The organism is Promicromonospora vindobonensis (genome assembly GCF_042685865.1).
Classification (GTDB): domain Bacteria; phylum Actinomycetota; class Actinomycetes; order Actinomycetales; family Cellulomonadaceae; genus Promicromonospora; species Promicromonospora vindobonensis.
The window spans coordinates 1166367-1190332 of the sequence record NZ_JBHUOG010000002.1; the positions used below are offsets into that span (position 1 = coordinate 1166367).

The window sequence follows — 23966 nt, forward strand, 5'->3', positions numbered from 1 at the left end:
CGGTCCGACGACGCGGGTGGGCTGACCGATGGGTGGCGTCCTGCTCGGTTTCGCGATCGTGCTGGTGCTGGTGGCCGTGGGGTTCGTGGCCGCGTGGCTGCTGCCGGGCGAGGCCCACGCGATGCAGCGTGGGATCTCGCCGCTGGTCTACTACATCACCAACCCGGCGCTGATGTTCCTGCTGATGTCGAACGCGGACCTCGGCGCCGTCCTGCGTACCTATACGCCGATCGCGCTGATCACGGCGGCGGCGACGGGGATCCTCTACGCCGTGGTGGCCGGTGGGCTGCTCCGGCGTCGCGCCGGGCCGGTCGCGGCGGGCGCCATGGCGAGCTCGTACGTGAACGCCGGCAACATCGGCGTGCCGATCGCGCTCTATGCCGTGGGGAGCGCCGCCCCGGTGGTGTCCGTGCTGATCGCGCAGCTGCTGGTGATCGCTCCGCTGTACCTGGCGGTCTTCGCGTGGTGCAGGCACCGGGCGGACCGAGCCCTCGGCGACGGTACGGGCGACGAGGGCGGGGCGGGCGGCGGCACCGGCGGGCTGGGTGCCACGCTGGGTCGGTCGCTCGCCAACCCGGTCACGGTCGCGACCGCGCTGGGGCTGGCGGCCGCGACCTTCTCCGTGGACCTGCCCGCGGTGCTCGCGCAGCCGGTCGAGATGCTCGGCAACGCGTCGGTGCCCCTCCTCCTGCTGCTGTTCGGCCTGTCGCTGCGCGGCCAGCGTCCGATGGGCCGGGAGGCGCGGGCAGAGGTGCTGCTGGGCACGGCGCTCAAGGCCCTGGTGATGCCGGCGCTCGCCTGGGCGACGGGCCGCTTCCTGTTCGGGCTCGACGGCATCGAGCTCCTGGGGGTGGTGCTCATGGCGGCGCTGCCGACCGCCCAGAACGTCTTCCTGTTCGCCGGCCACTTCCGTCTGGCGACCACGTCGGTGCGTGACGTCACGCTGCTGAGCATGGTGCTGGCGCTGCCGGTGTCCCTGGTGGTCACGGTGCTGCTGGGCTAGCGACGGGCGATGCCGCCGAGCAGGTTGTCCACCAGGGACTCGACGAAGCCTTCGGTGAGCGGCTCGTCCGGGATCAGGAGCCGGTGGTAGACGGCGCCCCAGAGCTGGTCGACGACCACCTGCACGTCGACGTCGTCCCGGAGCTGGCCCTGCTCCTGCGCCCGCACGAGCCGCTCCCCCGCCAGTGCCCGCCGCCCGGACGAGTACAGGTTCCGGTACGCGACGGCGAGGTCCTTGTCGGTCTGGGACTCGCCGATCAGCTCCGCCAGGATCCGGCCTCCCGGCGTGGTGGTCATCAGCCGGACGAACGCGTGGAGCTGGTCCAGCAGGTCGGCGCGGATGTCGCCGGTGTCGGGGAAGGCGAGCGTCTCCTGGACCGCGTGGAAGTAGCCGTCGAGGGCCAGCGCGCCCTTGGACGGCCACCACTTGTACAGGGTCGTCTTGCTGACGCCGGACAGGCGGGCGACCCGCTCGAACGTGAGGTCGGCGATGCCCTCGCCAAGCATCAGCTCCCCCACGGCCCGCAGCACGTCCCCGCGGACCTCGTCGGCCGGACGGCGTCCGCGGCCCCTGCTGCGGGCACCCGGCACGTCGACGACGGGTGCCGTCGGGTTGTTCTCCACGTCTGTTCTCCTCCTGGGTCCCTGGACGGCGCCAGCCAGTCTAGGTCTGGATGCTAGCTCCGGACCGTGAGCAGGTCGCCGAGCCCGACACGGTCGAGGAGCTCGCGGCGCGTCCGGTCCGCCAGCTCCGAGACCGCCTGGGAGCCGTCGTCCGCCGGGTCGATGTGCACGCGGTACGGCCGCCGGCCCGCTGGCAGGGCGACGATGCGCGCGATCTCGTCGGAGACCAGCGAGGCGTCGGCGCCCTCGGGCGCCAGGGCGGCGAGCTTTTCAGCGACCTGGTCCATCAGCCCGGCGTACCGGGTCTCGTACGCCGCCTCGACGTCGCCGTCGGCCGGGTGGCCTGCGTGCGCGAAGTGGTTGGTTCCGCTGGTGAACGAGCCCGGAACCACGATCGAGGTCTCGACACCCCAGCGGGCCAGCTCTCCGGCGTAGGACACCGCGAGGGAGTCCATGCCGGCCTTGGCGGCGAAGTACGGGGCCAGGTACGGCGGGGTGCCGCCCTTGACGCTGGAGCTGGACACCCAGACCACGAGCCCTTCACCGCGGTCGCGCATGCCGGGCAGGACCGCCCGGTTCACGCGCTGGGTGGACAGCACGTTGATGTCGTACAGCTGCGCGAGCTGCTCGGGCGTGAACGCCTCGGCAGGCCCGACGACCATGTGCCCCGCGTTGTGGATCAGCACGTCGATGCGCCCGTGCTCGGCCTGGACCGCGGCCACCGCCGCATCGATGGACTCCTGGGAGTTCACGTCGAGCTCGATGGCGCGCAGGTCCGCGCCGTGCTGCGTCGACCAGGCTTCGGCGGCCTGCACGTGCGGCGCGTTGCGGCCGTCGGTCTGCCGCATCCCCGCGTAGACGGTGTTGCCGGCGGCCGCGAGGGCGCGGGCCGTGAGGGCTCCGAAGCCGGAGGAGGCCCCGGTGATGACGATGACGTTGCTCATGACAGCTCCTTCTGGTGGTGGTGAACCTGGTGATGGTGAAAAGGCTGGCCGGGCGGGTCCTGGAGGACGAGGCGTCCGGTCAGGCGATGCCTCCGTTGAGGTAGATGATCTGGCCGTTGACCCAGCGGGCGGGCCCGGCCAGGAAGGCGACGGTCTCGGCGACGTCGTCGGGCGTGCCGAGCCGCTCCAGGGGCGCGAGCCCCGCGAGGGTGCTGATGGTCTGCTCGTCCTTGCCGTCGAGGAACAGCGGCGTGGCGGTCGGTCCTGGGGCGACCGCGTTGACCGTGATGTCCTTGCCCCGCAGCTCGCGGGCCAGCACCAGGGTGATCGCCTCGACAGCGGCCTTGGACGCGGCGTAGGGCGCGTAGCCGGGGTGCTGCAGCCGGGTCTGGCTGGTGGAGAAGCCGATGATGGCGCCACCCGGCCGGACACGGCGGGCCGCCTGCTGCGCGACCACGAACGCGCCGCGGACGTTGGTGCGGTGCATGCGGTCGAGGTCGGCCAGGTCGAAGGTCGCGACCGGGCCGATGACCATGATCCCGGCCGTGTTCACCACGACGTCGATCCCGCCGAACGCGGCCTCCGTCGCGTCGAGCACCGCGGCCATCGCCTCCTCGTCGGCGACGTCCCCGCCGACGGCGATCGCCTGCCCTCCGGCGGCCTCGATCTCGGCCACGAGGGCCTCTGCCGTGGCGTGGTTGCCCGCGTAGTGGACGGCGACCGCGAAACCGTCCGCGGCGAGCCGCTCGACGACGGCGCGGCCGATCCCGCCCGACCCTCCGGTGACGAGGGCGACACGTGTGGTGCTGGTGCTGGTGCTCATGACTGCTCCTGACGCTCCGATGTGGACTGTGCGTTCATATAACCACAGATGTGTACGGCGCGTCCATATCTGTGGCGAACGACTCGTCCGGGCGGACCGAGCCGCTCTGGCTCAGCGGCGCAGCGGGCTCAGCGGCCCAGCGCCTCCACGGCGACCGTGGAGACCTCGGCCAGAAGGGCGTCGTCGGGCTCCGCGTCGGGGTCCTCGGTCCGGGTGAGGATCGCCAGCACCACCGGGTCCCCGTCGGGCGGCCAGAGCACGCCGATGTCGTTCCGGCCACCGTTGCTCGAGGTGCCGGTCTTGTTCCCGACGACCCACCCGTCCGGCACACCGGCACGGATGGTCTCGTTCCCCGTCGTGCTGCCCCGCAGGGCCTCGACCAGGACCGTCCGCCCTGCGTCGTCCAGGACGTCCCCGAGCACGTAAGCCCGCAGATCGCCGGCGAGGGCCCTGGCGGTGCTGGTGTCCCGGTCGTCGCCGGGCGTCACGTCGTTCAGCTCCGGCTCGTAGCGGACGGGCATCGTCGTCTCGTCCCCGATCGCCCGCAGCGCGTCCTCGAGCCCGCTCGGTCCGTCGAGCGCGTCGAGCAGAAGGTTCCCGGCCGTGTTGTCGCTCTCCTGGACCGCCGCGTCGATGATCTCCAGCATCGTCATGCCGGTCTCGACGTGCTGCTCGGTCACCGGCGAGTACGCCACCAGGTCGGCCGCGTCGTAGGTGACGACCTGGGCGAGCTCCTCGGCGCTGCTGCGCTCCAGGACCGCCCCGGCGGCCAGGGCCTTGAACGTCGACGCGAAGGCGAAGCGGTCGTCCGCACGGTGGGCGACCTGCGTCCCGCCGCCGGTGTCCACCGCGTACAGGCCGACGACGGCGCGGTACTCCTCCTCGAGGCGACCCAGCTCGTCGGCGACGTCGACGACCGGCGCCGGCGGGCTCGCCTGCTTGGTCGCGGTCGGGCCGGAGGCCGTCGTCGCCGGCGGCTCGGTGGCGCTGCCGGGAGCGCAGGAGGCCAGGACGAGTGCGGCCGAGGCGACAAGGGGCGCCAGCCGTCGCAGGTTCCGATGCATGCGACCAGTGTGCTGTCCGAGCCGGCCGGGCGCCGTCCGGCACGACGGGACGCGTCGGCCGGCGGGGCAGACGGCGGTCCAGGCACCCCCAGAGTGCCTGGACCGCCGCCGGTCAGATCCGCGGTCCTCAGACCGCGGCCGGCTCGACCACCTTCTCCCGGGAGCCGCTTGCTCGCCCGTCGGCGCCGGTGGCAGCGTCGCCGTCGGGCTCGTTGCCGTGCGCGTCGTCCACCATGCTCTCGTCGAACGGCATGGCGCCGGAGAGGACCTGGTCCACCCGCGCACGGTCGATCTCGCGCGTCCAGGTGCCGATGACGACCGTCGCGACGGCGTTGCCGGTGAAGTTGGTCAGCGCCCGCGCCTCGGACATGAAGCGGTCGATGCCGACGATGATCCCGACGCCGTCGACCAGGTCGGGACGGTAGGTCTGCAGGCCGCCCGCGAGGGTCGCCAGACCGGCGCCGGTGACGCCGGCGGCACCCTTGGACGCGATGATCATGAAGGCGAGCATGCCGACCTGCTCGGGGATCGACAGGGGCGTGCCGAGGGCTGACGCGATGAACAGCGACGCCATGGTCAGGTAGATCGCCGTGCCGTCCAGGTTGAACGAGTACCCGGTCGGCACGGTGATGCCCACGACGGGCTTCGAGACGCCCAGGTGCTCCATCTTGGAGATGAGCCGCGGCAGCGCTGCCTCGGACGACGACGTGCTGACGATCAGCAGGTACTCGCGGGCGAGGTACTTCATGAGCCGGAAGATGTTCACGCCGGAGACGAGCCGCAGCACGGTGCCCAGCACGAGGACGATGAACAGGATGCAGGTCACGTAGAACCCGAGCATCAGCGTGCCCAGCGCGAGGACGGCGCCCCACCCGGTCTCGCCGACGACGCCGGCGATCGCGCCGAAGGCACCGACCGGCGCCACCCACAGGATCATCGTCAGGACCCGGAAGACGATGCCCTGGATCAGCCGCACGGCGTCGAGGGCGGGGCGCCCGCGAGCGCCGAGCTGCTGGATCGCGAACCCGACGAGCAGCGCGACGAACAGGGTCTGGAGCACGGAGTCGCCCGTGAGCGGCGAGACCAGCGTGGTGGGGATGATGCCGAGCGCGAAGTCCACGAGGGACTCAGCCTCGCCCTCCGCCTCGTAGGAGGCCCCCGCGATGGACAGGCCCTCGCCCGGGTGCAGCACGTTGCCGACGACCAGGCCGATCACGAGCGCGAACGTGGACATGGCGAGGAAGTAGAGCAGTGCGAGCCCGCCCACGCGGCCCACCGTCGCGGCCTTGGCGATGGAGCCGATGCCGAGCACGATGGTGCAGAAGATCACGGGCGAGATCATCATCTTGATGAGGGCGACGAACCCGGTGCCGAGCGGCTCCAGCGCCACTCCGGTGTCCGGGGAGGCCAGACCGACGATGACGCCGGCCACGACGGCCACGATCACCGCGATGTACAGGTAGTGACTCTTGTCGAGCCGGCGGCGCGGGGTGGTCCCGGTGCCGGCGGGCTGCGTTACCGCCATGGTGTGTTCCTCTCACAACGCTGTGTGGTCAGCGACAAGAGTGCTGGCGGCGACGGCGTATCCCACCATTGCGGCCATAGTGTTCTCAGCCGGTGTTCTCGGCCGGTCGGCGGCAGCGCGGGGCCGGGCCACAATAGGTCCGTGGCGCAGCGGCGAGGTGCGAGCATCGCGAGGTGGTTCCTCGCGGTGCACACTGCGTTGCTGTTCGCCGGCGCCGTCGTCGTGTTCGGGCTGCTGGCGCTCGATGCCAGGTCCTCGGCGGAGACGCACGCGGAGCAGGAGAGCACCGACCTGGCCGCGACGATCGCGGCGGAGCCGCTGGTGATCGACACCGTGACCCGGGCGCACGCCGCCGCGGACGGTGACCGTGCGGGTTCGGTCGCCGAGGCGTCGGGCCGGCTGCAGCCGCACGCCGAACAGGTGATGGCGGTGACCGGCATCGACTACCTGACGATCATGGACACGGACCGGACGCGCTATACGCACCGCAACACGTGGCAGATCGGCCGCTCGTTCGTCGGTACCACCGCCCCGGCGCTGCGTGGCGAGAGATTCACCGAGGTCTACGACGGCACGCTCGGCCCGTCGGTGCGTGCGGTGGTCCCCGTCGTGGCCGGCGACGGCGAGGTGGTCGGCCTGGTCTCGGCCGGGGTGACGCTCGACCGGCTGCGGGACAGCATCGTGCCCCGGCTGTTGATCGTCGGGATCGGTACGCTCCTGGCGTTCGGCACGGGCGCGGTGGCCGCGACGCTGCTCGCACGCCGGCTGGACCGGATCACGGAGAGCAAGGGCCCTGACGAGCTGGCGCACCTGTTCACCGCGCACGAGGTGGTGCTGCACTCGGTGGAGGAGGGCATGCTGCTCGTCGAGGACGGCACGGTGGTGCTCGCCAACGACGAGGCGCTGCGGCTGCTGGACGTCCCGGACCTTTCCGTGCCGTTCGCCGTGGCCGACCCCCGCCTGTCCCCGGCGGTCCGCGACGTGCTCTGCGGTGCCGTGCCCGATGGGCCGGTCCGGGTGGGTGACCGGGTGCTGCTGGTGGGTCGCGACACCGCCGCCGCGGCGGGCCGGAACGTCGGCGAGATCGTCTCGCTGCGGGACCGCACGGAGCTGCAGCGGGTCACCGGAGAGCTGTCCTCCGTGCGCACCATCTCGGAGGCCCTGCGCGCCCAGACCCACGACTTCAGCAACCGGCTGCACACCATCGCGACCCTCATCGAGCTGGGTCGCAGCGACGAGGCGCTGCGGTTCGTCGCGAGCGAGCGCGACCTGGGCCAGCGGCTCACGGACCGGGTGGTGCAGGCGATCGAGGAGCCCGTCATCGCGGCGCTCGTGCTCGGCAAGGCAGCGCAGGCGCGCGAGCGGGCGGTGGAGATGCACTTCGAGACGCACCTGGCGCCGGGCACGCACTGGGTGGAGCCGGTGGACGTGGTGACGGTCCTCGGCAACCTGATCGACAACGCGATCGACGCCGCGGCGGCCCGCGCCCTTGCGGGCACGCCGGACGAGGCGTGGGTTGAGGTCTACCTCGCCAACGGCGACGACGGGTCGCTGGTCTTCCAGGTCTCCGACAGCGGGGCGGGTATCGCGCAGTCCGACGCGGACCGCATCTTCGACCACGGCTGGAGCACCAAGGACGCGGCGGCCGGCGGGCGCGGCTACGGGCTGGCGCTGGTGCGTCAGGTGGTGGAGAGCCTCGGCGGCGACATCGAGGTGTCGCAGGGCACCGGACCGAGCGCTGGGGCCGTCTTCACGGTCACGCTCCCCCGCCCGGCCGCCGTCGCGCAGCAGGCCCCGCGGGAACGGTCGGTGCCTTCGGCTCCGTCGGCGCGGGTACTCGGCACGGTGCGCCCGTGATCCGGGTCCTGGTCGTGGAGGACGACCACGGCACGGCCGCCGCGCACGGCGAGTACGTGCGCAGGGTGGAGGGGTTCGAGCTGGCCGGGGTGGCGCACACGGCCGGCGAGACCGTCCGCGCGCTGCGCGACGCCCAGGCCGCCGGGCAGGAGGTGCACCTGCTCCTGCTGGACATGAACCTGCCCGACCGGCACGGGCTGGTCCTGTGCAGGCAGCTGCGCGCGGCGGGCCTGGTGGTAGACGTGATCGCGGTGACGGCGGCGCGCGAGCTCGAGACGGTGCGCGAGGCGGTGGCCATCGGCGTGGTGCAGTACCTGATCAAGCCGTTCGTGTTCGGGCTGTTCGCCGAGAAGCTCGGCGCCTACCGCAAGTACTTCGAGCAGATGCGCTCACCGGTCTCGACGCTCAGCCAGCGCGAGGTGGACACCGCGTTCGCCGCGTTGCGCACCTCCAACGCCGCAGGGCTGCCGAAAGGGCTGTCCCAGGACACGCTGGACGCCGTGTCGGACCTGCTCGCCCGGCGGCCCGGCGCGCTCTCGGCGAGCGAGGTGGCCGACGAGCTCCACCTGGCGCGCATCACCGCCCGCCGCTACCTGGAGTTCCTGGCGGACGCCGGGGTCGCCACCCGCGCGCCCCGTTACGGGACGCGCGGGCGACCGGAGCTCGAGTACGCGCGGCAGCGCACGGCCTGACCCGGCGCCCTGCGGTCGTCAGGCGCCGACGGCGGCCGTGATCCGGTCGATGTAGGCCTGCTCGCCCTCGCTGACCGCCACCCGCCTGCCGAGGAGTCCGGGCTTGCGGGTCTTGGTCGAGCTGACCACCCGCGTCGCGATCCGGACCAGCCACTCGCCGTACGCGGCGAGGTCCTCCTGGTCCGCACGCTCCCTCAGCAGCGCGACCGAGGCTGCGGTCAGCTCGACCGCCTTCGCCGTGTCCCGCTCCGGGTTCGGGCGGGGGTCCTCCGGCACGGCCACACCCTCTGGTGTGCCCACCTTCGCGGCCAGGGCCCCCTCCTCCGGCTTCTGCCTGGCGCGGTCGCGCAGCGCGATCGCCACCGACTGGATGAAGCCGTTCTCGTGCTCCTGAGCCTCCCGGAACACCTTGGCACCTGACGCCGCCTCCCGGAGGAACCTGATCGCGCCCGGTCTGCCGTCCGCGAGGGTGGCACCCTTCAGCACGGCACCCGGGGCGTCCAGGATCTGGGCCAGCTCGTCGTCGCTGAAGTCGGACAGCTTCGTCATGCGCGCGCTCTCTGTTCTGTGCGAGGAAATCGGCTTCGGAACGCGCACAACCTACTGCCTGCCGGCCTCGCGTGGCGCCGCCGCCGCGTACCGGACGGCCAGCGTGCGGGTCGCCTCGACGAGCTCGGGCGGGCCCACGACCTCGAACGACACGTCGAACGCGCCGAACCGCCCGGCCAGCCCGCCCCACGACCAGGAGCCGAGCACCACGCGGCAACGGGGCGCTCCGTCGACGTCGGGCAGCGGCTCGCACAGCCCCTGGCCGCCGACCCATGGCGCCACGTCGGCGGCGCGCGCGTGGAGCACCACCTCGCCCCGCACCGGCGATGTCGACCCGCTGATCCGGGAGCCGACGAAGCCCGCGACGTCCCCGCCGGGCACCTCCCTGCGGGTGAACCGTGGCCCGGTCCCGGTACGGAGCGTCAGCCGGTCCACCCGGAAGAGCCGCCAGTCCCCACGGTCCAGGTCGAACGCGACGAGGTACCAGCGCCCCTCCGACGTCACCAGGTGGTGCGGCTCGACCCGGCGCGGCGGCCGGAAGGCGTCGTCCCCCTCCCCGATGGCGGCCATGGTGCCGCCCGCGTAGTCGAAGCGCACGACCTCGCGAGCCTGGCACGCGGAGCCCAGCGCGAGGAGCACGTCGGGATCCACCGCCGGCTCGTCCGACCCGGTCCGACGCCGCACCGTGGTCACCTCGAGCGCGTCCAGCCGCGCCCTGAGCCGGGCCGGCATGACCTGCCGGATGGTGGCCAGCGCCCGCAGCGCCCCCTCCTCGGCGCCGGGGATCGTCCCGGTACGCAGGGCGACGGCGACCGCGACGGCCTGCTCGTCGTCGAACAGCAGCGGCGGCAGCTCGGCACCGGCGTCGAGGCGGTAGCCGCCGTCGGGCCCCTTGGTGGCATTGACGGGGTAGCCCAGCTCGCGCAGGCGGTCGACGTCGCGCCGCACCGTGCGCGGGCTCACGCCGAGCCGGTCGGCGAGGAGCGCGCCGGGCCAGTCGCGTCGGGCCTGGAGGAGCGACAGGAGAGCCAGGAGGCGTCCGGAGGTCTCGAGCATGGATTCAGCATCGCACGCGGTAGAGGTCAGAACCTGACCGCTACTACCGAGAGGGTGGTGCCGTAGCCAAGGCCGAACGATCCCGACCGCAAGAAGGAGACACCGTGATCCGCACCCACGCGCTCACCAAGGACTTCGTGGTGAGCCGCACCCGCACCGTGCACGCAGTGCGTGGCATCTCGCTCGACGTCGAACCCGGCGAGCTGGTGGCCGTGCTCGGCCCCAACGGCGCAGGGAAGACCACGACGCTGCGCATGCTGACCACGCTCATACCGCCGACGTCGGGCACCGCCGAGGTCGCCGGCTACGACGTCACGACCCACCCCGACCGGGTCCGCGCCGCGATCGGCTACGTCGGCCAGGGCGGCGCGGGCGGCGCCGCCCAGCTCGTGCGCGACGAGCTCACCGCCCAGGGCGAGATCTACGGCCTCGACCGGCGCACCGCCCGCGCCCGCGCCTTCGAGCTGCTCGAGGCCCTCGACCTGACCGAGCAGGCCGACCGCAAGGTCGAGAGCCTGTCCGGCGGGCAGAAGCGCCGCCTCGACGTCGCCGTCGGCCTCGTCCACGAGCCGTCGCTGCTGTTCCTCGACGAACCGTCGACCGGGCTCGACCCGCACAACCGGGCCAACCTGTGGGAGCACATCCTGCGGATGCGGACCGCCGCCGCCGAGCCCATGACGATCGTGCTCACCACCCACTACCTCGACGAGGCGGACACGTTCGCCGAGCGGGTGCTCGTCGTCGACCACGGTCAGGTCATCGCGGACGACACCGCCGACGCCCTGAAGGCCGAGCTGGCCGGTGACCTCGTGACGCTCCGCGTGGCCCCGCAGCACGCGGCGGAGCTGGCCGCCGTCGCGGAGCGCGCACCGGGCACCCGGTCGGTCCGGACGACCACCGACCGCACGGAGGGCACCGTCGAGATCCGGATCGCGGACGGCCCCGGTGCCACACCGGGCCTGCTCCGCGCGGCAGACGCCGCCGGCCTCCCGGTGCGCCGCGTGGACGTCGCGCGACCCACGCTCGACGACGTGTTCCTCGGCCTGACCGGCCGCAGCCTGCGGGAGACGGCGGTCGCCGACGGCCCGGACAGCGAGGCCGGCGAGGACTCGACAGGCGCGACCACCAGCAGCTCCGACAACGCAGGCCCGACCAAGAAGGAGGTCCTGGCATGAGCGCCGCGACCCTGACCCCCGGTACCTCGTCGGGCGTGGCCCGCCCGCTCCCCCGCCGCAGCTTCCTGCGCGACACCCGGATCGTGCTGGTCCGTGAGCTCCGGCCCGTGGCCCGCGACCCGTTCTCGCTGCTGTTCGGCCTGGTCCAGCCCCTCGTGTTCCTCGGGCTGTTCGGCCCGCTGCTGGCCGGTTCGGCGGGCGAGGCGCTCGGCGGCGACGTCTGGCTGTGGTTCGTGCCGGCCGTGCTGGCGATGACCACGCTGTTCGGCACGTCGGTGACGGGCTCGAACCTGCAGCTCGACCTCTCGTCGGGCGTGCACGAGCGCATGCTCGTCACCCCGCTCTCCCGCCCGGCACAGCTCGTGGGCCGCGCGCTCAAGGAGATGGTGCCGATCGTCGCCCAGTCCGCCGTCGTGCTGCTCGTCATGCTGCCGTTCGGCCTGCGCCCCGACCCGTTCGGCGCCGTCCTCACGCTGCTGCAGCTCGCGGTGCTCGGGATCGGCGTCGGTTCCCTGTCGTACGCGCTGGCGCTCGCGGTGCGCAAGCAGGAGTGGATGTTCTGGGTGGTGCAGCAGACGTTCCTGTTCCCGGTGATGATGCTGTCCGGGATGCTGCTGCCCCTGGAGAACGGTCCGGCGTGGATGCAGGCGGCGTCGGCCGTCAACCCGCTGCGGTACGTCGTCGACTCGGGCCGGGCGGCCTTCGCCGGCGACCTCGTGTCTTCCACTGTGGCCTGGGGCTGGGTGGCCGCGGTGGCCACTGCCGTGCTCGGGCTCGTGGTGGGCGTGCGCGCGATGGTCCGCTCGGCGGACTGAACGACGGCTCGTGGTTCGTCCGGGCGCTGCTCGTGGTTGCCGGCGGGGCGGCGTCAGTCGTCCCGCCGGCCGACCAGGCCCGTGGTGTAGGCGATGATCACGAGCTGCGCGCGGTCCCGCGCACCCAGCTTGGCCAGCAGCCGGCCGATGTGGGTCTTGATCGTCGCGGGGCTGAGCTGGAGGTGGTCCGCCAGCTCGGTGTTGGACAGTCCGCGCGCGATCAGGCCGAGCACCTCGAGCTCGCGGTCGGTGACGCCGTCGAGCGTCCGGGCCAGCGGCCGGCCCGGCTCCGGCCGGCTGGTGAACTCGGCGATCAGCCGACGGGTGACCGACGGCGCCAGGAGCGCCTCGCCCGCCGCCACCACCCTGATCGCGTGCAGCACGTCCGCCGGCGGGGTGTCCTTGAGCAGGAAGCCCGCCGCCCCCGCACGCAGCGCCGCGTAGACGTACTCATCCAGGTCGAAGGTCGTGAGGATCAGGACGCGGACACCGGCCATCGTCGCGCCGGAGCAGATCTCGCGCGTGGCCTGGATCCCGTCGACTCCCGGCATGCGGATGTCCATGAGCACGACGTCGGGCAGCTCTCGTTGGGCGAGCTCGACCGCCTCGGCGCCGTCCGACGCCTCGCCGACGCCGGTCATCCCTGGAGTGTGGTCGATCAGCAGGCGGAGGCTGCCGCGGAGCATCGCCTGGTCGTCGGCCACGAGGACGCGGACGGGGTCCGGGGTCATGCGCGCACCTCCCCGTCGAGCGGGAGCCGCGCACGGACCGCGAACCCGCCGTCGGGACGTGGTCCCGCCTCGACGCTCCCCCCGTACAGGCGGGCCCGCTCCCGGATCCCCGTCAGGCCGTGCCCGCCCGACGGCGCCGGCTCCGACCGGGCCGCGCCGGCCTCCGGTCCCTCGTCGACGACCTCGACCAGGACGTCCTCGCCGTCCACGACGACCGAGACGCGGCAGCTCGTGGGGGCCGCGTACCGGACCGCATTGGTCAGGCCCTCCTGCACGACCCGGTAGACCGTGAGCTGGTCTCCCTCGGGGAGCGCCTCGGCACCGACGACGGTGAGGTGGACGGCGACCCCGGCCCGCCGCGCGTCGTCGGCCAGCGCACCGAGGTCACCGAGGCCCGGCGCAGGGCCGAGCGGCGCGTCGCTCGTGCGCAGGACGCCGAGCGTGCGGCGCATCTCCGTCAGCGCGGCCCTGCTGGTCTCCTCGATGGCTCGCAGCGCACTGCGTGCCTCGTGCGGATCGGCGTCGGCGACGTGGGCCGCCACCCCGGCCCGGACCGCGATCAGGCTCAGGTTGTGCGACACGATGTCGTGCAGGTCGCGGGCGATCTGCAGGCGCTGCTCGTCCAGCGCCCGGTCCGCCTGGCGACGCGCCTCCCGCAGCGCCTCCGCACGCCGGCTCCGCACGACGCGGCCTGCCGCCCACGAGCCGCCGACCATCAGCAGCACCAGGGCGGCGACGCCCACGGCGTCCTGCGGGCTTCCCGACGGGGTGCGGACTGCCTCACCCACGTACACGCCGCCGACGGCGACCGGTAGGGCGACCGCGAGCGTCGCCACCGACCGGCGGGCGTGCTCGGCCAGCCCCACCAGGTAGGCCGCCAACCCGGCTGCGGTGTAGGGCTCGCGCGTGATGTCGAGGAGCGTCGCGGCGGTCAGCGCCAGGACGACGACGCCGAGGACCGGTACCGGCAGGCGTCGGCGCAGCGCGACGGACAGCCCGACGCCCGCCGCGACGACCCAGGCCAGCCACGCCGGGCCGTCGTAGGAGGGCTGTCCGTCGCCGCCTGGCAGGTGAGCCATGCCGACATAGGCGGCGGTCAGGGCGAGGCCAACCACGAGGTCGACGACCCAGAGCTGTCTGCCCGCCGCGCCGCCCATGGCGTGACCGTATCTGCTCTCGCTCACGACGCGCTCACCGAGCCGCTCAACCAGCCTGGCCGGCCGCGAACAGCACCCCGAGCACCAGCACGGCCAGGGCCGCCCAGCGCAGCGCGACCGCCGCACGCGGACGCGGGGGCCGCAGCAGCTCGCGCAGACCCAGGGGGACGAGCGCGCCGGCCAGCCCGGCGAGCGCGACCAGGGACAGCACGGTCGTCCCCTTCAGCAGACCGAGGGGCAGCGCGGACGTCAGGGCGAGCGCAAGCGCGCCCACCGGGCCCAGCACCCTGGTACGCCAGGTACCGACGGCGAGCACCAGCCACCCCACGAGGATCGGGAGGTTCAGAGCGGAGAAGATCTGGAACGAGCCGTACGTCGCCGAGACCGCCTCCGTGGCGACCGACACCCCCGCGGCGTCGGCGAACCGGAAGGCCATGTGGTCCATCCCGGCGTGGAACACCCTGGCGACCGTCCCGGAGAGCACGAGCGCCCCGCCCCACAGTCCCCACCCGGGGCTACGGGCGGCGACACGCCCCGCCAGGAGGACGACGGCCGGCCAGAGCAGCAGGTGCCCCGCAGCGAACAGGGCGTACGAGGTGGCGATGAGCCCTGGGTGGTGGTCGAAGGCCGCGAGCTGGGTCGGGAAGAAGAAGTCGAACCGGACCCGCAGCAGGGCGCCGCCGAGCAGGAGCAGCGGTCCGACGACCATGGCCACGCCGCCGACCCAGCGACCGGGAAAGATGTCAAAGGGCTCGACGGGCAGGAGGGGCGCGCGCCTGGCGGTGGTGGCGGTCGTACGGGGAAAAATCCTCATGTCCTGAGCGTGCCGTGGCCGGATGGGGCAAGTCGTCGGACCAGGATCCGGACCTCCGGATCAGACCTGGGTACTACGCGGACAATGGGCACCGTGACCAGGGCTACCGTGACCGGCGCCGGCGACCCACGAATTGCCCGGCTGCGCCGCACAGTTCTGGCCGTCGCGGCCCTCAACCTCGCCTACTTCTTCGTCGAGCTCTCCGTTGCGCTCACCGTCGGGTCGGTCTCCCTCCTCGCGGACAGCGTGGACTTTCTCGAGGACACCGCCGTCAACCTGCTGATCCTCGTCGCGCTGAGCTGGCCGCTCGCCCGCCGGGCACTGATGGGCAAGGCCATGGCGCTGATCATCCTTGGGCCTGCAGCGGTGGCCGCCTGGGAGGCGGCGCAGCGGTTCGCCGCGCCAACAGCGCCCGACGTCGTCCCCGTGGTGCTGGCCTCGCTCGGCGCGATCGTCGTCAACGGGACCAGCGCCTGGCTGCTGGCCCGGGTGCACCACCACGGGGGCGCCCTCGGCCGCGCAGCGTTCCTGTCCGCCCGCAACGACGTACTGGTGAACGTCGCGATCATCGCCATGGGCGTGGTCACCGCGTGGACCGGTTCAGGCTGGCCCGACCTGGTCCTCGGCTGCGCGATCATCCTCCTCGCCCTGCACGCGGCGCACGAGGTGTGGGAGGTCAGCGAGGAGGAACGCCTGGCAGCCAAGGCGCTCGCGGGTGAGGACGTCGGCTGACCCGAAGGCTTCCCCGTCGGGCCCGCTGCGCAGACGCGCGCCGGTACGGCATCCGCCTGCGGAGCGCCCGTTCTTACGCAGCGGGCAGAAGAACAGGTGGATGTGGTTGGCGCTCGATAGAATCGAACATGCGTCCGCAGGAATGGCGCAGCTCTTTAGGTGTATAGATCAGATTACCCGGTGAGGAGTGTGCCGTATGCGCGAGGGACTGCCCGACGAAGGCATGGCGGGCGCGCTCCTGGACGGCTCCGGCCGGGATCACGCTGCGGGTGAGGCGGCTGTGCGGCACCGGATGCTGGTGCGTCCGGTCGCTGACGATGCGCTGCCTCCGGGCGAGCCGCCTGATGATGTGCCTCCCGACGAGGCGTGGTTCGAGGAAGCGTGGAGGGCCTGGGCGACCGTTGAGCAGGTCGGAAAGGACTCTGCTCCGGACGCGGGATCAGGTACGGAACCGGGCGCCGGACCGCCGTCGGATCTACCGCCGGGCTCCGTGTCGGGATGGCCGCCGGACAGTGTCCCGGTGGCGGTGTGGCCGGAGGATGTTCTGCAGGAGGCGGTGCGGGGTGTGCCGGGAGCGCGGTTGGCGCGGGTGGTCGCGGAGGCGATCGACGTGGACGGCAACCTCGACCACAACCCGGGCGAGGACCCGGGCCTGCCGGGCTCGAGTGTGCTGGGTGAGCTGTCGGACGACGCGCTCGGTGACCTGGTCACGGCGTGCGGGCGGTTGCAGTCCTGGGCCGCTGGTCTCCAGGCCCAGGTCGTGGCCGAACGCGCCACCCGCGAGTCCCACGCCCTGGCCCACAACTCTCTGGTCGCCCAGGTCACCAGCGAGCTCGTCGTGACCGAGTCCGAAGCCGCAGAAGTCGTGGTCCGGGCGCAGGCCGGTGCCCAGCACCCGAGCGTGATCACCGCACTGATCACCGGACGCATCGACGTCCGCAAGGCCCACACCCTGCTGCGGTCCGCAGCACAGCTCACCACCACCGAACGGGCCGAGGCCATCGCCCGGTACCTGCCCCAGGCACCCCACCGAACCTGGAAATGGTTACAGACCCGGATGCTCGCGTTCGCCAAAGCCCGGCACGGCGCCGCCCAGACCGCACGCACGGAAGCACAACGCCGGTGCGTACAGCTGGACCGCGCCGAGAACGACATGGGCTGGCTGTCCGCCTACCTCCCCGCCGTCGACGCCGCCGCCGTGTGGGGTGTCGTGGACGACATGGCCCACCAGCTACGCCACACCACCGGTGAGGACCGCACCCTGGGACAGCTGCGCGCCGACTCCCTGACCGGCATCATCACCGGCCGCCTCCTCCCCGCCGACCGCTACACCGACACCACCGAGCCCGACGACAACGAGCCCGGCACCCATCCCACCGCCGGCACGAGCACGAGCACGAGCACGAGCACGAGCACTGACTCACTGATGCCGCAGCCGAGGTCGAGGCCGACAACTCAAACGAGGGCATGGTCGCGGCTGAGGCCGGCTGCACCGAGAGCGCGGACGCCGACACGCCCGTGTGCACCTGCGGTGGCCGGGCCCCCGTCCAGCAGGTCGTGGTCCAAGAGATCGTGCGACCGGTACGGATCACACCGACCCGCCCCGTCGTACGCGTCACCGTCCCCGCCTCCACCCTCCTCGGCCTGGACGACGCCCCCGGACACCTGACCGGCTACGGACCCATCCCCGCCGACACCGCCCGCCTGATCGCGAACGACGCCACCTGGCAACGCCTCCTGACCGACCCCGTGACCGGGATCCTGACCGACTACTCCACCACCACCTACCAACCCGGCAAGGTCCTCCGCACCGCGGTCGAGACCAGAGACGAGACCTGCACCTTCCTGTGGGGCTGCGACACCCCCGCCACCCGCTGCGACCTCGACCACATCCAACCCTTCGACCACGAACACAGAAACGAACGCAACGACAGCGGACAGACCAACGCCCACAACCTCCACCCCCTGTGCCGCAAGCACCACCTGCTCAAGACCCACGCCGGCTGGGGCATCGTCCGCGACCCCCTCACCGGCGTCACGACCTGGACCACCCCCACCGGCCGCACCCACACCCGACCACCCACCGTCCTGGACACCCACATCGACCTCGACCACATCGACCCCGACACCAGCCACGACCTCACCCTGCACGCCCTGACCGGCCAACACCTACCCCGCAGCTACCAGACCACCGAACCCGGAGCCGTACCGACCGACAAGACCGATCCAGCCGCACCGACCGACCCGGGCCAGCCACCCTTCTAAGCTGCCGGGCCCGGTCCGGCCAGGTGGTCCCCGCCGCCGCCTCCGGGTCGTGCCTCATCCCCTGGACCCGCATCAGCATGCCGAGCGGACCAGGTGAATCGTCGATGAGGCGCAACGCCTGCCGAAGACACTGGTCGCAGACGCGACGCAGCTCTGCGGTCATCTCGTACGCGTCGAGCACCACGACGAAGCCCGGGAACGGGCCGTGCCCGTCGGGCACTGCGGTGTGTCCGGGACGCACGCGACCTCCGGTGGACCGGGCGAGCGGCCAGGGAACCGTGCTGCCCCCTATGCATGGTGCGCACCCCTCCCGGGGGACATGATGTGCACCATGTTCACCAGCACAGAGGCCGCGATGGACCTGCGGGTCGCCGCGTACGCCGTCATCACCGACGACCAGGGCCGCATGCTGCTGCCGCACTGGAACGAAGGCACGCGCAGCGGCTGGACCATGCCGGGCGGCGGGATCGACCCGGGTGAGCACCCGGCCGACGCCGCCGTCCGGGAGGTTTTCGAAGAGACCGGCTACCGCGCCGAGCTGGACGGGCTGCTCGGCGTCGACAGCTCCGTCATCCCCGGCCCGGATCGGGTCTTCCCGTCGGACCGCCCGGTGCACGCCCTGCGGGTCGTGTACCGGGCGCACGTCACCGGCGGGGAGCTGCGCGTCGAGAAGGACGGCTCCACCGACGGCGTCGCCTGGCACACGCCGCAGGAGATCGAGGCGCTCGAGCGGGTGCCCCTGGTGGACCTGTCGCGCCGCTGGGCCGGCCTCATCGACTAGTACGCGCTAGGGGCGCTGCGAGGGCGGGAAGCCCGTCCATCGCAGGTCCTGCGGCAGGTGGCCCATGTCGTTGAACAGCACGACCGTCGGCGGCAGGCCTTCGCGGTACTCGAGCACCGTCAGCGCGGTGTTGCCGCTGTTCAGGCCGAGCCACCGCGCGGGCGGCGCGTCGAGGGCGTGCCGCAGCAGCCACGCGACCTGGAACGCGTGGGTCACCAGGACCTCGTGGGTCTCGGTCTCGGTGGGCTTCGCGAACCGGTCCACCAGCTCGGCGGCGAGCCGCTCGCCCGGCGCACGCTCGGCGTCGTCGTAGCCGTCGAAGAACCCGGCCCAGGCCCGCGGCAGGTCCGGGGCTGCCGGGACGTACGGCACGTGGTCGACCAGCTCGGCGGCCGCCGTGACGGGCACGCCCGGCAGGTGCTCGCCGATCACGTGCGCGCTCGCCGCGGCGCGCGGCAGGGGCGAGTGCCAGACGGTGTCGACAGGTAGCCCGGCGAGCCGCTCGCCCAGCAGGCTCGCCTGCCGCCGCCCGACGTCGGTCAGGTCGCCGAACGCGTCCGCCGCACCGTGTCGTGCGAGGTAGAGATGTCTTGTCGCCATCCGAAGAACCTACTGCCCGCCCCTGACGCTACGCGCCCCGCTGGATCCCGAGGGTGGAGATCAGGTCCTCGTGCAGCTCCATCCACACGGCGTGGCACGACCCGATGCCGGTGCCCGCCACCCACTCGCCCTGCCCTGACCGCGCCTTGCCGAGAGCCGCGGAGAACCGGGTGTCGTAGCCTTCGAACCGCACGAGCACCGAGGCCAGCTCGGCGACCAGCGGTGCGAGCTCGCGGTCCAACGCCCCGAGCTCCCCCAGGACCTGCGCGTCCCACTCCGGGTCGGTGTGCGTGTTCGGGGTGAGACGGTCATCGGCCTCCGGGCGGAGCTGCCAGTCGGTGCAGGCCTGCAGCAGACGGGCGTTCAGCGGCACGAACGACTCGTGGACCCGCTCGACGACGGGCCGGGCACCCGTGCCGTCCAGCTCCTCGGCCAGCCGCCGGTCGTCCTCGGCACGCCCACGGTCGGTCATGGACCAGCCGGCGGTACCGGCGAACGCCGCCTGTCTGACCCAGCCGTACGCCTCGTCGTCGAGCAGGGTCTCGCGGGTGTCCGCCTCGTCGAGGTCGAACCGTGCGGCCACGGCGTCGTCGTCGGCCATGCCCTGGATCCGGACGGAGTGGAGCACGAGCAGCTCGTGCTGAGAGGATCGGGCGAGGTCCGGGTTGTGCGTCATATTTCGCACCGTGCATCCTCCTGTGACCGGTGTCAACGCAGGTAGGTACGCTCAGGGAGGAAGCCATGGCGAGCTCCGCCGTCTCGCACACCACAGGAACGCCCGGGAGCCCAGGGCGTGCATCCGGGCCGGCACGTGTGGTGCACGGGCCCGACGACTTCGCCAGGGTCCGGGCGGGCGACGTGCTCGTGTGCCGGTTCACCGAACCGGCGTGGACGGCGCTGTTCGGCGTCGTGGCCGCCGTCGTCACCGAGACCGGCGGCGTGCTGTCCCACGCCGCGATCGTGGCGCGCGAGCACGGGATCCCCGCGGTGCTCGCGGTGCCCGGCGCGATGACGACGCTGCGCGACGGCGAGACGATCACCGTCGACGGCGACGCCGGACGGGTCAGCGCTCACGAGGTGAGCTGAAGCCGCCGCTGGAGGAGCGCCGAGACCGGACGGTAGGAGGCCAGGCGCAACGGCAGGTCACGCAGCCAGAGCCGGAGCGGGTCCGCCGGGGCGTATAGTCCCTTCACCTGGCGTCCGAGCCTCTGCTTGCGCTCTGCCTCGGGGCGGATCTGGTCCTCCCACTCGCGCAGCGCGGCGGGCAGGTCGTCCGCGTGCCGCTCGAGCGCACTACCCAGAGCGTCGGCGCCCGCGACGGCCAGCGACGAACCGAAGCCGGCGAAGAGCGTGACGCACCACGCGGCGTCGCCCAGCAGGACCACGCGCCCGCTGCTCCAGCGGTCGACGACCATCTGGCTGATGGTGTCGAAGTACACCGACTCCGCGCCCGCCAGCTGCGCCAGCACGTCGGGCGCAACCCAGCCCATGTCACCGTAGGCACGAGGCAGTGCGACCTGCGGCCCGTCGGCGAGCTCGTCCATGGGCCGCTCGGTGCGGTAGCCGAAGAACGCCACCGCACGGTCCGAGCCGAGGCTGACGACCGCCAGCGTGCGTCCGGTGTCCGTGAGCGAGGCCGTCACGCCGGGCTCGACGCCCTCGGGAAGCGTGTCGAGCGTGAACACGCCGGCCATGTGGTTCAGGTCACGGCGCAGGTCGTCCTCTGCACCGAACACGAGGCGCCGGGTCGCAGAGTGCAGCCCGTCGGCGCCGATGAGCAGGTCGGCGCGTTCGACCGTGCCGTCGTCGAGCCTGACGTCCACGCCGCTCGCGTCCTGCTCGACGCGCACGATGCTGGTCCCGAACCGGATCCGCACGGTGTCGGACGCCTGATCGGTGACCGCCTGGTAGAGCACGTCCTCGATGTCGCCGCGCAGGAGGTTCAGCGATCGGTCCCCCACCATCGCCCGGACGGTCGGCCCCGGCACGGAGAACCTGGTGCGGCCGTCCGGCCGTACGTAGTCCATCCGGTCGGGGGTGATGTGCCGTTCGATGAGCTGGGGCAGGATGCCCATCCGCTCGGCCGCGTCGTAGCCCATGCCGGCGAAGGTCACGGCGTACCCGCCCGAGCGGCGCGCAGGCGTCCGCTCGGCCACCAGAACCTCCCAGCCCGCCTGGTGCAACCGCAATGCGGCGCCCAGCCCAGCGATACCTGCGCCGACGACGACTGCGCGGGGGCGGTGTGTGGTCATGCCTGACCTCCTGGATGAGGGCGAGCGACCGTGCCGGCCGCTCTCGCCTCCTCATGAAAACACAATCTCACTTTCGTTTTCAAGGCCCGGTCGGAGGCTGGATCAGGTCCCACGGCATGCCGTACAGGTCCTCGAAGACCGCCACCGTCCCGTACTCCTCGTGGCGCGGCTCCTCACGGAACCGCACCCCCGCCGCCGTCATGCGGGCGTGCTGTGCCGCGAAGTCATCGGTCTCGAGGAAGAACGCGACCTCACCGCCGGCCTGCCGGCCGACGGCGCCCACCGCGTCGGTCAGCGCGAGCACCAGCCCGGTCCCGCCACCCGCAGGGCCGACGACGACCCGGCGCCAGCCGGACGCGCTGGTCTCGTCCTGCCGCAGGACGAAACCCAGGGCGTCGAGGAAGAACGTGATCGCCTCGTCGTGATCGCGGACGAGGTAGGTGACGTCGGAGAGTCGCAGCATCTCGCGATCCTAGGCCTCGTTCGGCGCGCGCCTCGCCCGCCCGGACCAGCACCGCCTCCTATCCTGGGACCACCCCACCCGGAAGGCACGACATGAGCTTCAGCCACCCCACCGGCACACGCGGCGCCAAGCAGCCGGGCCGCACGTTCCGCTGGATGAACCGGCTGCTCATGGGCCGTGCCCGGCGCACCGACCGCACGACCATGGGCATGAACCTCCTGGTCCTGACCACGGTCGGGCGCAAGAGCGGTCAGCCCCGCGAGACCCCGCTCGCCTGGTTCCCCGGCCCTGACGGCAGCTGGCTGGTCGTCGCGTCCGCAGCCGGCGCACCCGCCAACCCTGCCTGGTACCTCAACCTCGCCGCTCACCCGGACCGGGTGACCGTCGAGCACGCGGGCCGCAAGGTCGCCGTGACCGCACGGGAGCTGCGCGGTGCCGAGCGCGCCGACGCCTGGGAGAAGATCACCACCGAGGCGGACCAGTTCCGCAGGTACGAGGAAGCCACCGACCGGGAGATCCCGGTCATCCGGCTGACACCGCGGTGAGCGCCCGGGTGCGTGTCAGTGCTCGTGGGTAGTGTCGTGAGCATGACGCACGCTGCCACCACGTCCCCGGCCACCACAGCCCTGCAGACCGCGGACTGGCGACGGCGCGTCTTCGCGCTGTACGCCGGCGTCCGCGTCCGTGCGGCCGAGGACCCGGCCGCCGCGCACGCCTACTGGGTCATGACCCGCGACGAGCTCTTCGCGACCCATCCGGCGTCGCCCGTCCTGCCAGAGGACAAGCCCGGCTTCACCGGCCTGTCCGTCGCCCCGTACGACCCGGCCTGGCGCCTGACCGCCCCGATCGTGCCGGCGGAGCCCGGACCCGACGGCGCGCCGCGCCGCCTCGACGTCCCCACCGGCACCGACGGCGTCGTCCCGTTCGAGCTGCTCGGGAAGGTGGTCCTTGACGGGCTCGGCTCGCTCGACGTCTGGCGCCTCGCCTCGTACGGCGGCGGTCTGTTCGTGCCGATCAAGGACACGCTCGCCGGCACCCCTGGCGGCACGTACGGCGGCGGCCGCTACCTCCTGGACACCATCAAGGGCGCGTGGCTGGGCCACGCGGGCGGGTACGACGACGGCATCGGCGAGCTGGTCCTCGACCTCAACTTCGCCTACAACCCCTCCTGCGCCTACGACCCGGCATGGACGTGCCCCCTCGCCCAGCCGGGCAACATGCTCGACGTCCCGGTCCCGGTGGGCGAGCACACCCCGCACTGAGGCACGCCGGCCTCGGCGACGTTGGCGTCCCGTCCCGACTCCTGGTTGCCTGGGGCCATGACTACCGTCGGGCACGCGGACGAACCGCACACCGAAGGCCTCGCCGAGCGGCTGAACTGGCTGCGCGCGGGAGTGCTCGGCGCCAACGACGGGATCGTGTCGGTGGCGGCCGTCGCCGTGGGCGTGGCGGCAGCGACCACGCAGACCGGGCCCATCCTCACCGCGGGCCTCGCCGCCCTCGTGGGTGGGGCGATCTCGATGGCGCTGGGCGAGTACGTCTCGGTCTCCAGCCAGTCCGACAGCCAGAAGGCGCTCATCGCCAAGGAGAAGGCCGAGCTCGCCGCGATGCCCGACGTAGAGCTCGCCGAGCTGGCCGAGCTCTACGAGGCCAAGGGCCTCTCCCCCGGCACCGCCCGCCAGGTCGCCGTCGAGCTCACCGAGCACGACGCCCTGTCCGCGCACCTGGACGCCGAGCTCAACATCGACGAGGACGAGGTGGTCAGCCCCTGGAACGCGGCGCTCGCGTCCGCCGTGGCCTTCATCCTCGGCGCCGTGCTGCCGCTCGCGGCGGTGCTCCTGATCCCCGAGCCCTGGCGCGTCGCCATCACCTTCGTCGTCGTGCTGGGGGCGCTCGCAGGGACCGGCTGGACGGCCGCCTGGATCGGCGGCGCACCGCGCGTGCGGGCCACAGCACGCGTGGTGGTCGGCGGTGCGCTCGCCCTGGGGGCGACCTTCGCCGTCGGCTCCCTGCTCGGCACGACGGCGATGGGGTGAGTACCGTTA

Annotated in this window: 27 protein-coding genes; 13 read left to right on the forward strand and 14 right to left on the reverse strand. The window is 72.6% G+C overall.

Annotated elements, in window-relative coordinates:
* Window positions 1–28: 28 nt before the first annotated feature.
* Window positions 29–1003: an AEC family transporter gene (locus tag ACFS27_RS18425; protein ID WP_377185720.1), complete on the forward strand. Its 975-nt coding sequence runs from the start codon at window positions 29–31 to the stop codon at window positions 1001–1003.
* Here ACFS27_RS18425 and ACFS27_RS18430 read toward each other — a convergent pair.
* The 5 genes from ACFS27_RS18430 to ACFS27_RS18450 all read right to left on the reverse strand — a co-directional run bounded on the left by ACFS27_RS18430 (window position 1000) and on the right by ACFS27_RS18450 (window position 5982).
* A complete protein-coding gene (locus ACFS27_RS18430; protein ID WP_377185722.1) occupies window positions 1000–1626 on the reverse strand; it encodes a TetR/AcrR family transcriptional regulator in 627 nt (208 codons plus the stop codon). The genes ACFS27_RS18425 and ACFS27_RS18430 overlap by 4 nt on opposite strands.
* Before the next feature lie 53 nt (window positions 1627–1679).
* The gene (locus ACFS27_RS18435) at window positions 1680–2570 is read right to left on the reverse strand and encodes an SDR family NAD(P)-dependent oxidoreductase (protein ID WP_377185724.1); all 891 of its coding nucleotides are present in this window, start codon (window positions 2568–2570) and stop codon (window positions 1680–1682) included.
* A 79-nt stretch (window positions 2571–2649) separates the two neighbouring features.
* Window positions 2650–3393 carry an SDR family oxidoreductase gene (locus tag ACFS27_RS18440; RefSeq protein WP_377185726.1) on the reverse strand — a complete coding sequence of 248 codons (744 nt, stop codon included), beginning with the start codon at window positions 3391–3393 and terminating at the stop codon, window positions 2650–2652.
* Between the two features lie 128 nt (window positions 3394–3521).
* Entirely contained in the window at window positions 3522–4457 is a 936-nt protein-coding gene (gene bla, locus ACFS27_RS18445; RefSeq protein ID WP_377185728.1) for a class A beta-lactamase, read from the reverse strand.
* Between the two features lie 127 nt (window positions 4458–4584).
* On the reverse strand, window positions 4585–5982 hold the full coding sequence (locus tag ACFS27_RS18450) for a cation:dicarboxylate symporter family transporter (RefSeq protein WP_377185730.1): 1398 nt from the start codon (window positions 5980–5982) through the stop codon (window positions 4585–4587).
* A 141-nt stretch (window positions 5983–6123) separates the two neighbouring features.
* Between ACFS27_RS18450 and ACFS27_RS18455 the strand changes: the two genes are divergently transcribed.
* Both ACFS27_RS18455 and ACFS27_RS18460 read left to right on the forward strand, forming a co-directional pair.
* A complete protein-coding gene (locus ACFS27_RS18455; RefSeq protein WP_377185732.1) occupies window positions 6124–7839 on the forward strand; it encodes a sensor histidine kinase in 1716 nt (571 codons plus the stop codon).
* Window positions 7836–8531 carry a response regulator gene (locus tag ACFS27_RS18460; protein ID WP_377185734.1) on the forward strand — a complete coding sequence of 232 codons (696 nt, stop codon included), beginning with the start codon at window positions 7836–7838 and terminating at the stop codon, window positions 8529–8531. The genes ACFS27_RS18455 and ACFS27_RS18460 overlap by 4 nt, the downstream gene beginning before the upstream one ends.
* Window positions 8532–8549: 18 nt before the next feature.
* Here the strand turns inward: ACFS27_RS18460 and ACFS27_RS18465 are convergent, their stop codons facing one another.
* Together ACFS27_RS18465 and ACFS27_RS18470 are read right to left on the reverse strand one after the other, a co-directional pair.
* Window positions 8550–9080, reverse strand: a complete 531-nt coding sequence (locus ACFS27_RS18465; protein WP_377185736.1) for a hypothetical protein — start codon at window positions 9078–9080, stop codon at window positions 8550–8552.
* 51 nt (window positions 9081–9131) lie between these two features.
* Window positions 9132–10136, reverse strand: a complete 1005-nt coding sequence (locus ACFS27_RS18470; protein ID WP_377185738.1) for a helix-turn-helix transcriptional regulator — start codon at window positions 10134–10136, stop codon at window positions 9132–9134.
* A 104-nt stretch (window positions 10137–10240) separates the two neighbouring features.
* Here ACFS27_RS18470 and ACFS27_RS18475 point away from each other — a divergent pair, with 104 nt between their 5' ends.
* Window positions 10241–11311, forward strand: a complete 1071-nt coding sequence (locus ACFS27_RS18475) for an ATP-binding cassette domain-containing protein (RefSeq protein ID WP_377185740.1) — start codon at window positions 10241–10243, stop codon at window positions 11309–11311.
* Entirely contained in the window at window positions 11308–12126 is an 819-nt protein-coding gene (locus tag ACFS27_RS18480; protein ID WP_377185742.1) for an ABC transporter permease, read from the forward strand. Before ACFS27_RS18475 ends, ACFS27_RS18480 begins: the two co-directional genes overlap by 4 nt.
* A gap of 53 nt (window positions 12127–12179) precedes the next feature.
* Here ACFS27_RS18480 and ACFS27_RS18485 read toward each other — a convergent pair whose 3' ends face one another.
* Genes ACFS27_RS18485 through ACFS27_RS18495 form a run of 3 tightly spaced genes read right to left on the reverse strand, consistent with a single transcriptional unit; the run spans window position 12180 to window position 14828 of the window.
* Window positions 12180–12857, reverse strand: a complete 678-nt coding sequence (locus ACFS27_RS18485) for a response regulator (protein WP_377185744.1) — start codon at window positions 12855–12857, stop codon at window positions 12180–12182.
* Window positions 12854–14041 carry a sensor histidine kinase gene (locus ACFS27_RS18490; RefSeq protein ID WP_377185746.1) on the reverse strand — a complete coding sequence of 396 codons (1188 nt, stop codon included), beginning with the start codon at window positions 14039–14041 and terminating at the stop codon, window positions 12854–12856. Before ACFS27_RS18490 ends, ACFS27_RS18485 begins: the two co-directional genes overlap by 4 nt.
* 19 nt (window positions 14042–14060) lie before the next feature.
* Window positions 14061–14828, reverse strand: coding sequence for a hypothetical protein (locus tag ACFS27_RS18495; protein WP_377185748.1), 768 nt, complete (start codon window positions 14826–14828; stop codon window positions 14061–14063).
* A gap of 84 nt (window positions 14829–14912) precedes the next feature.
* Here ACFS27_RS18495 and ACFS27_RS18500 point away from each other — a divergent pair, with 84 nt between their 5' ends.
* The 4 genes from ACFS27_RS18500 to ACFS27_RS18515 all read left to right on the forward strand — a co-directional run bounded on the left by ACFS27_RS18500 (window position 14913) and on the right by ACFS27_RS18515 (window position 18606).
* A complete protein-coding gene (locus ACFS27_RS18500) occupies window positions 14913–15560 on the forward strand; it encodes a cation transporter (protein ID WP_377185750.1) in 648 nt (215 codons plus the stop codon).
* A 196-nt stretch (window positions 15561–15756) separates the two neighbouring features.
* Window positions 15757–17229 (forward strand): hypothetical protein, encoded by a 1473-nt coding sequence (locus ACFS27_RS18505; RefSeq protein ID WP_377185752.1) that lies wholly within the window; start codon window positions 15757–15759, stop codon window positions 17227–17229.
* Entirely contained in the window at window positions 17133–17825 is a 693-nt protein-coding gene (locus ACFS27_RS18510) for an HNH endonuclease signature motif containing protein (protein WP_377185754.1), read from the forward strand. The genes ACFS27_RS18505 and ACFS27_RS18510 overlap by 97 nt, the downstream gene beginning before the upstream one ends.
* A 355-nt stretch (window positions 17826–18180) precedes the next feature.
* Window positions 18181–18606, forward strand: a complete 426-nt coding sequence (locus ACFS27_RS18515; protein WP_377191084.1) for an NUDIX hydrolase — start codon at window positions 18181–18183, stop codon at window positions 18604–18606.
* Between the two features lie 6 nt (window positions 18607–18612).
* Here ACFS27_RS18515 and ACFS27_RS18520 read toward each other — a convergent pair whose 3' ends face one another.
* Together ACFS27_RS18520 and ACFS27_RS18525 are read right to left on the reverse strand one after the other, a co-directional pair.
* Window positions 18613–19206: a histidine phosphatase family protein gene (locus ACFS27_RS18520; RefSeq protein ID WP_377185756.1), complete on the reverse strand. Its 594-nt coding sequence runs from the start codon at window positions 19204–19206 to the stop codon at window positions 18613–18615.
* Window positions 19207–19234: 28 nt separating this feature from the next.
* Window positions 19235–19882 carry a transcriptional regulator gene (locus ACFS27_RS18525; RefSeq protein WP_377185758.1) on the reverse strand — a complete coding sequence of 216 codons (648 nt, stop codon included), beginning with the start codon at window positions 19880–19882 and terminating at the stop codon, window positions 19235–19237.
* Window positions 19883–19947: 65 nt separating this feature from the next.
* Between ACFS27_RS18525 and ACFS27_RS18530 the strand changes: the two genes are divergently transcribed.
* Window positions 19948–20292: a PEP-utilizing enzyme gene (locus ACFS27_RS18530; protein WP_377185760.1), complete on the forward strand. Its 345-nt coding sequence runs from the start codon at window positions 19948–19950 to the stop codon at window positions 20290–20292.
* On the opposite strand, the gene ACFS27_RS18535 is transcribed toward ACFS27_RS18530, so the two are convergent.
* Together ACFS27_RS18535 and ACFS27_RS18540 are read right to left on the reverse strand one after the other, a co-directional pair.
* Window positions 20277–21458, reverse strand: a complete 1182-nt coding sequence (locus ACFS27_RS18535) for an FAD-dependent monooxygenase (protein WP_377185762.1) — start codon at window positions 21456–21458, stop codon at window positions 20277–20279. The two genes, ACFS27_RS18530 and ACFS27_RS18535, sit on opposite strands and share 16 nt — an antisense overlap.
* Window positions 21459–21537: 79 nt before the next feature.
* Window positions 21538–21921, reverse strand: a complete 384-nt coding sequence (locus ACFS27_RS18540; RefSeq protein ID WP_377185764.1) for a VOC family protein — start codon at window positions 21919–21921, stop codon at window positions 21538–21540.
* A gap of 92 nt (window positions 21922–22013) precedes the next feature.
* Between ACFS27_RS18540 and ACFS27_RS18545 the strand changes: the two genes are divergently transcribed.
* The 3 genes from ACFS27_RS18545 to ACFS27_RS18555 are packed head-to-tail and all read left to right on the forward strand — an operon-like array spanning window position 22014 to window position 23957.
* Window positions 22014–22466, forward strand: a complete 453-nt coding sequence (locus ACFS27_RS18545; RefSeq protein WP_377185766.1) for a nitroreductase/quinone reductase family protein — start codon at window positions 22014–22016, stop codon at window positions 22464–22466.
* 42 nt (window positions 22467–22508) lie between these two features.
* Window positions 22509–23183, forward strand: coding sequence for a DUF1684 domain-containing protein (locus tag ACFS27_RS18550; protein WP_377185768.1), 675 nt, complete (start codon window positions 22509–22511; stop codon window positions 23181–23183).
* 57 nt (window positions 23184–23240) lie between these two features.
* Entirely contained in the window at window positions 23241–23957 is a 717-nt protein-coding gene (locus ACFS27_RS18555; protein ID WP_377185770.1) for a VIT1/CCC1 transporter family protein, read from the forward strand.
* Window positions 23958–23966: the final 9 nt, after the last annotated feature.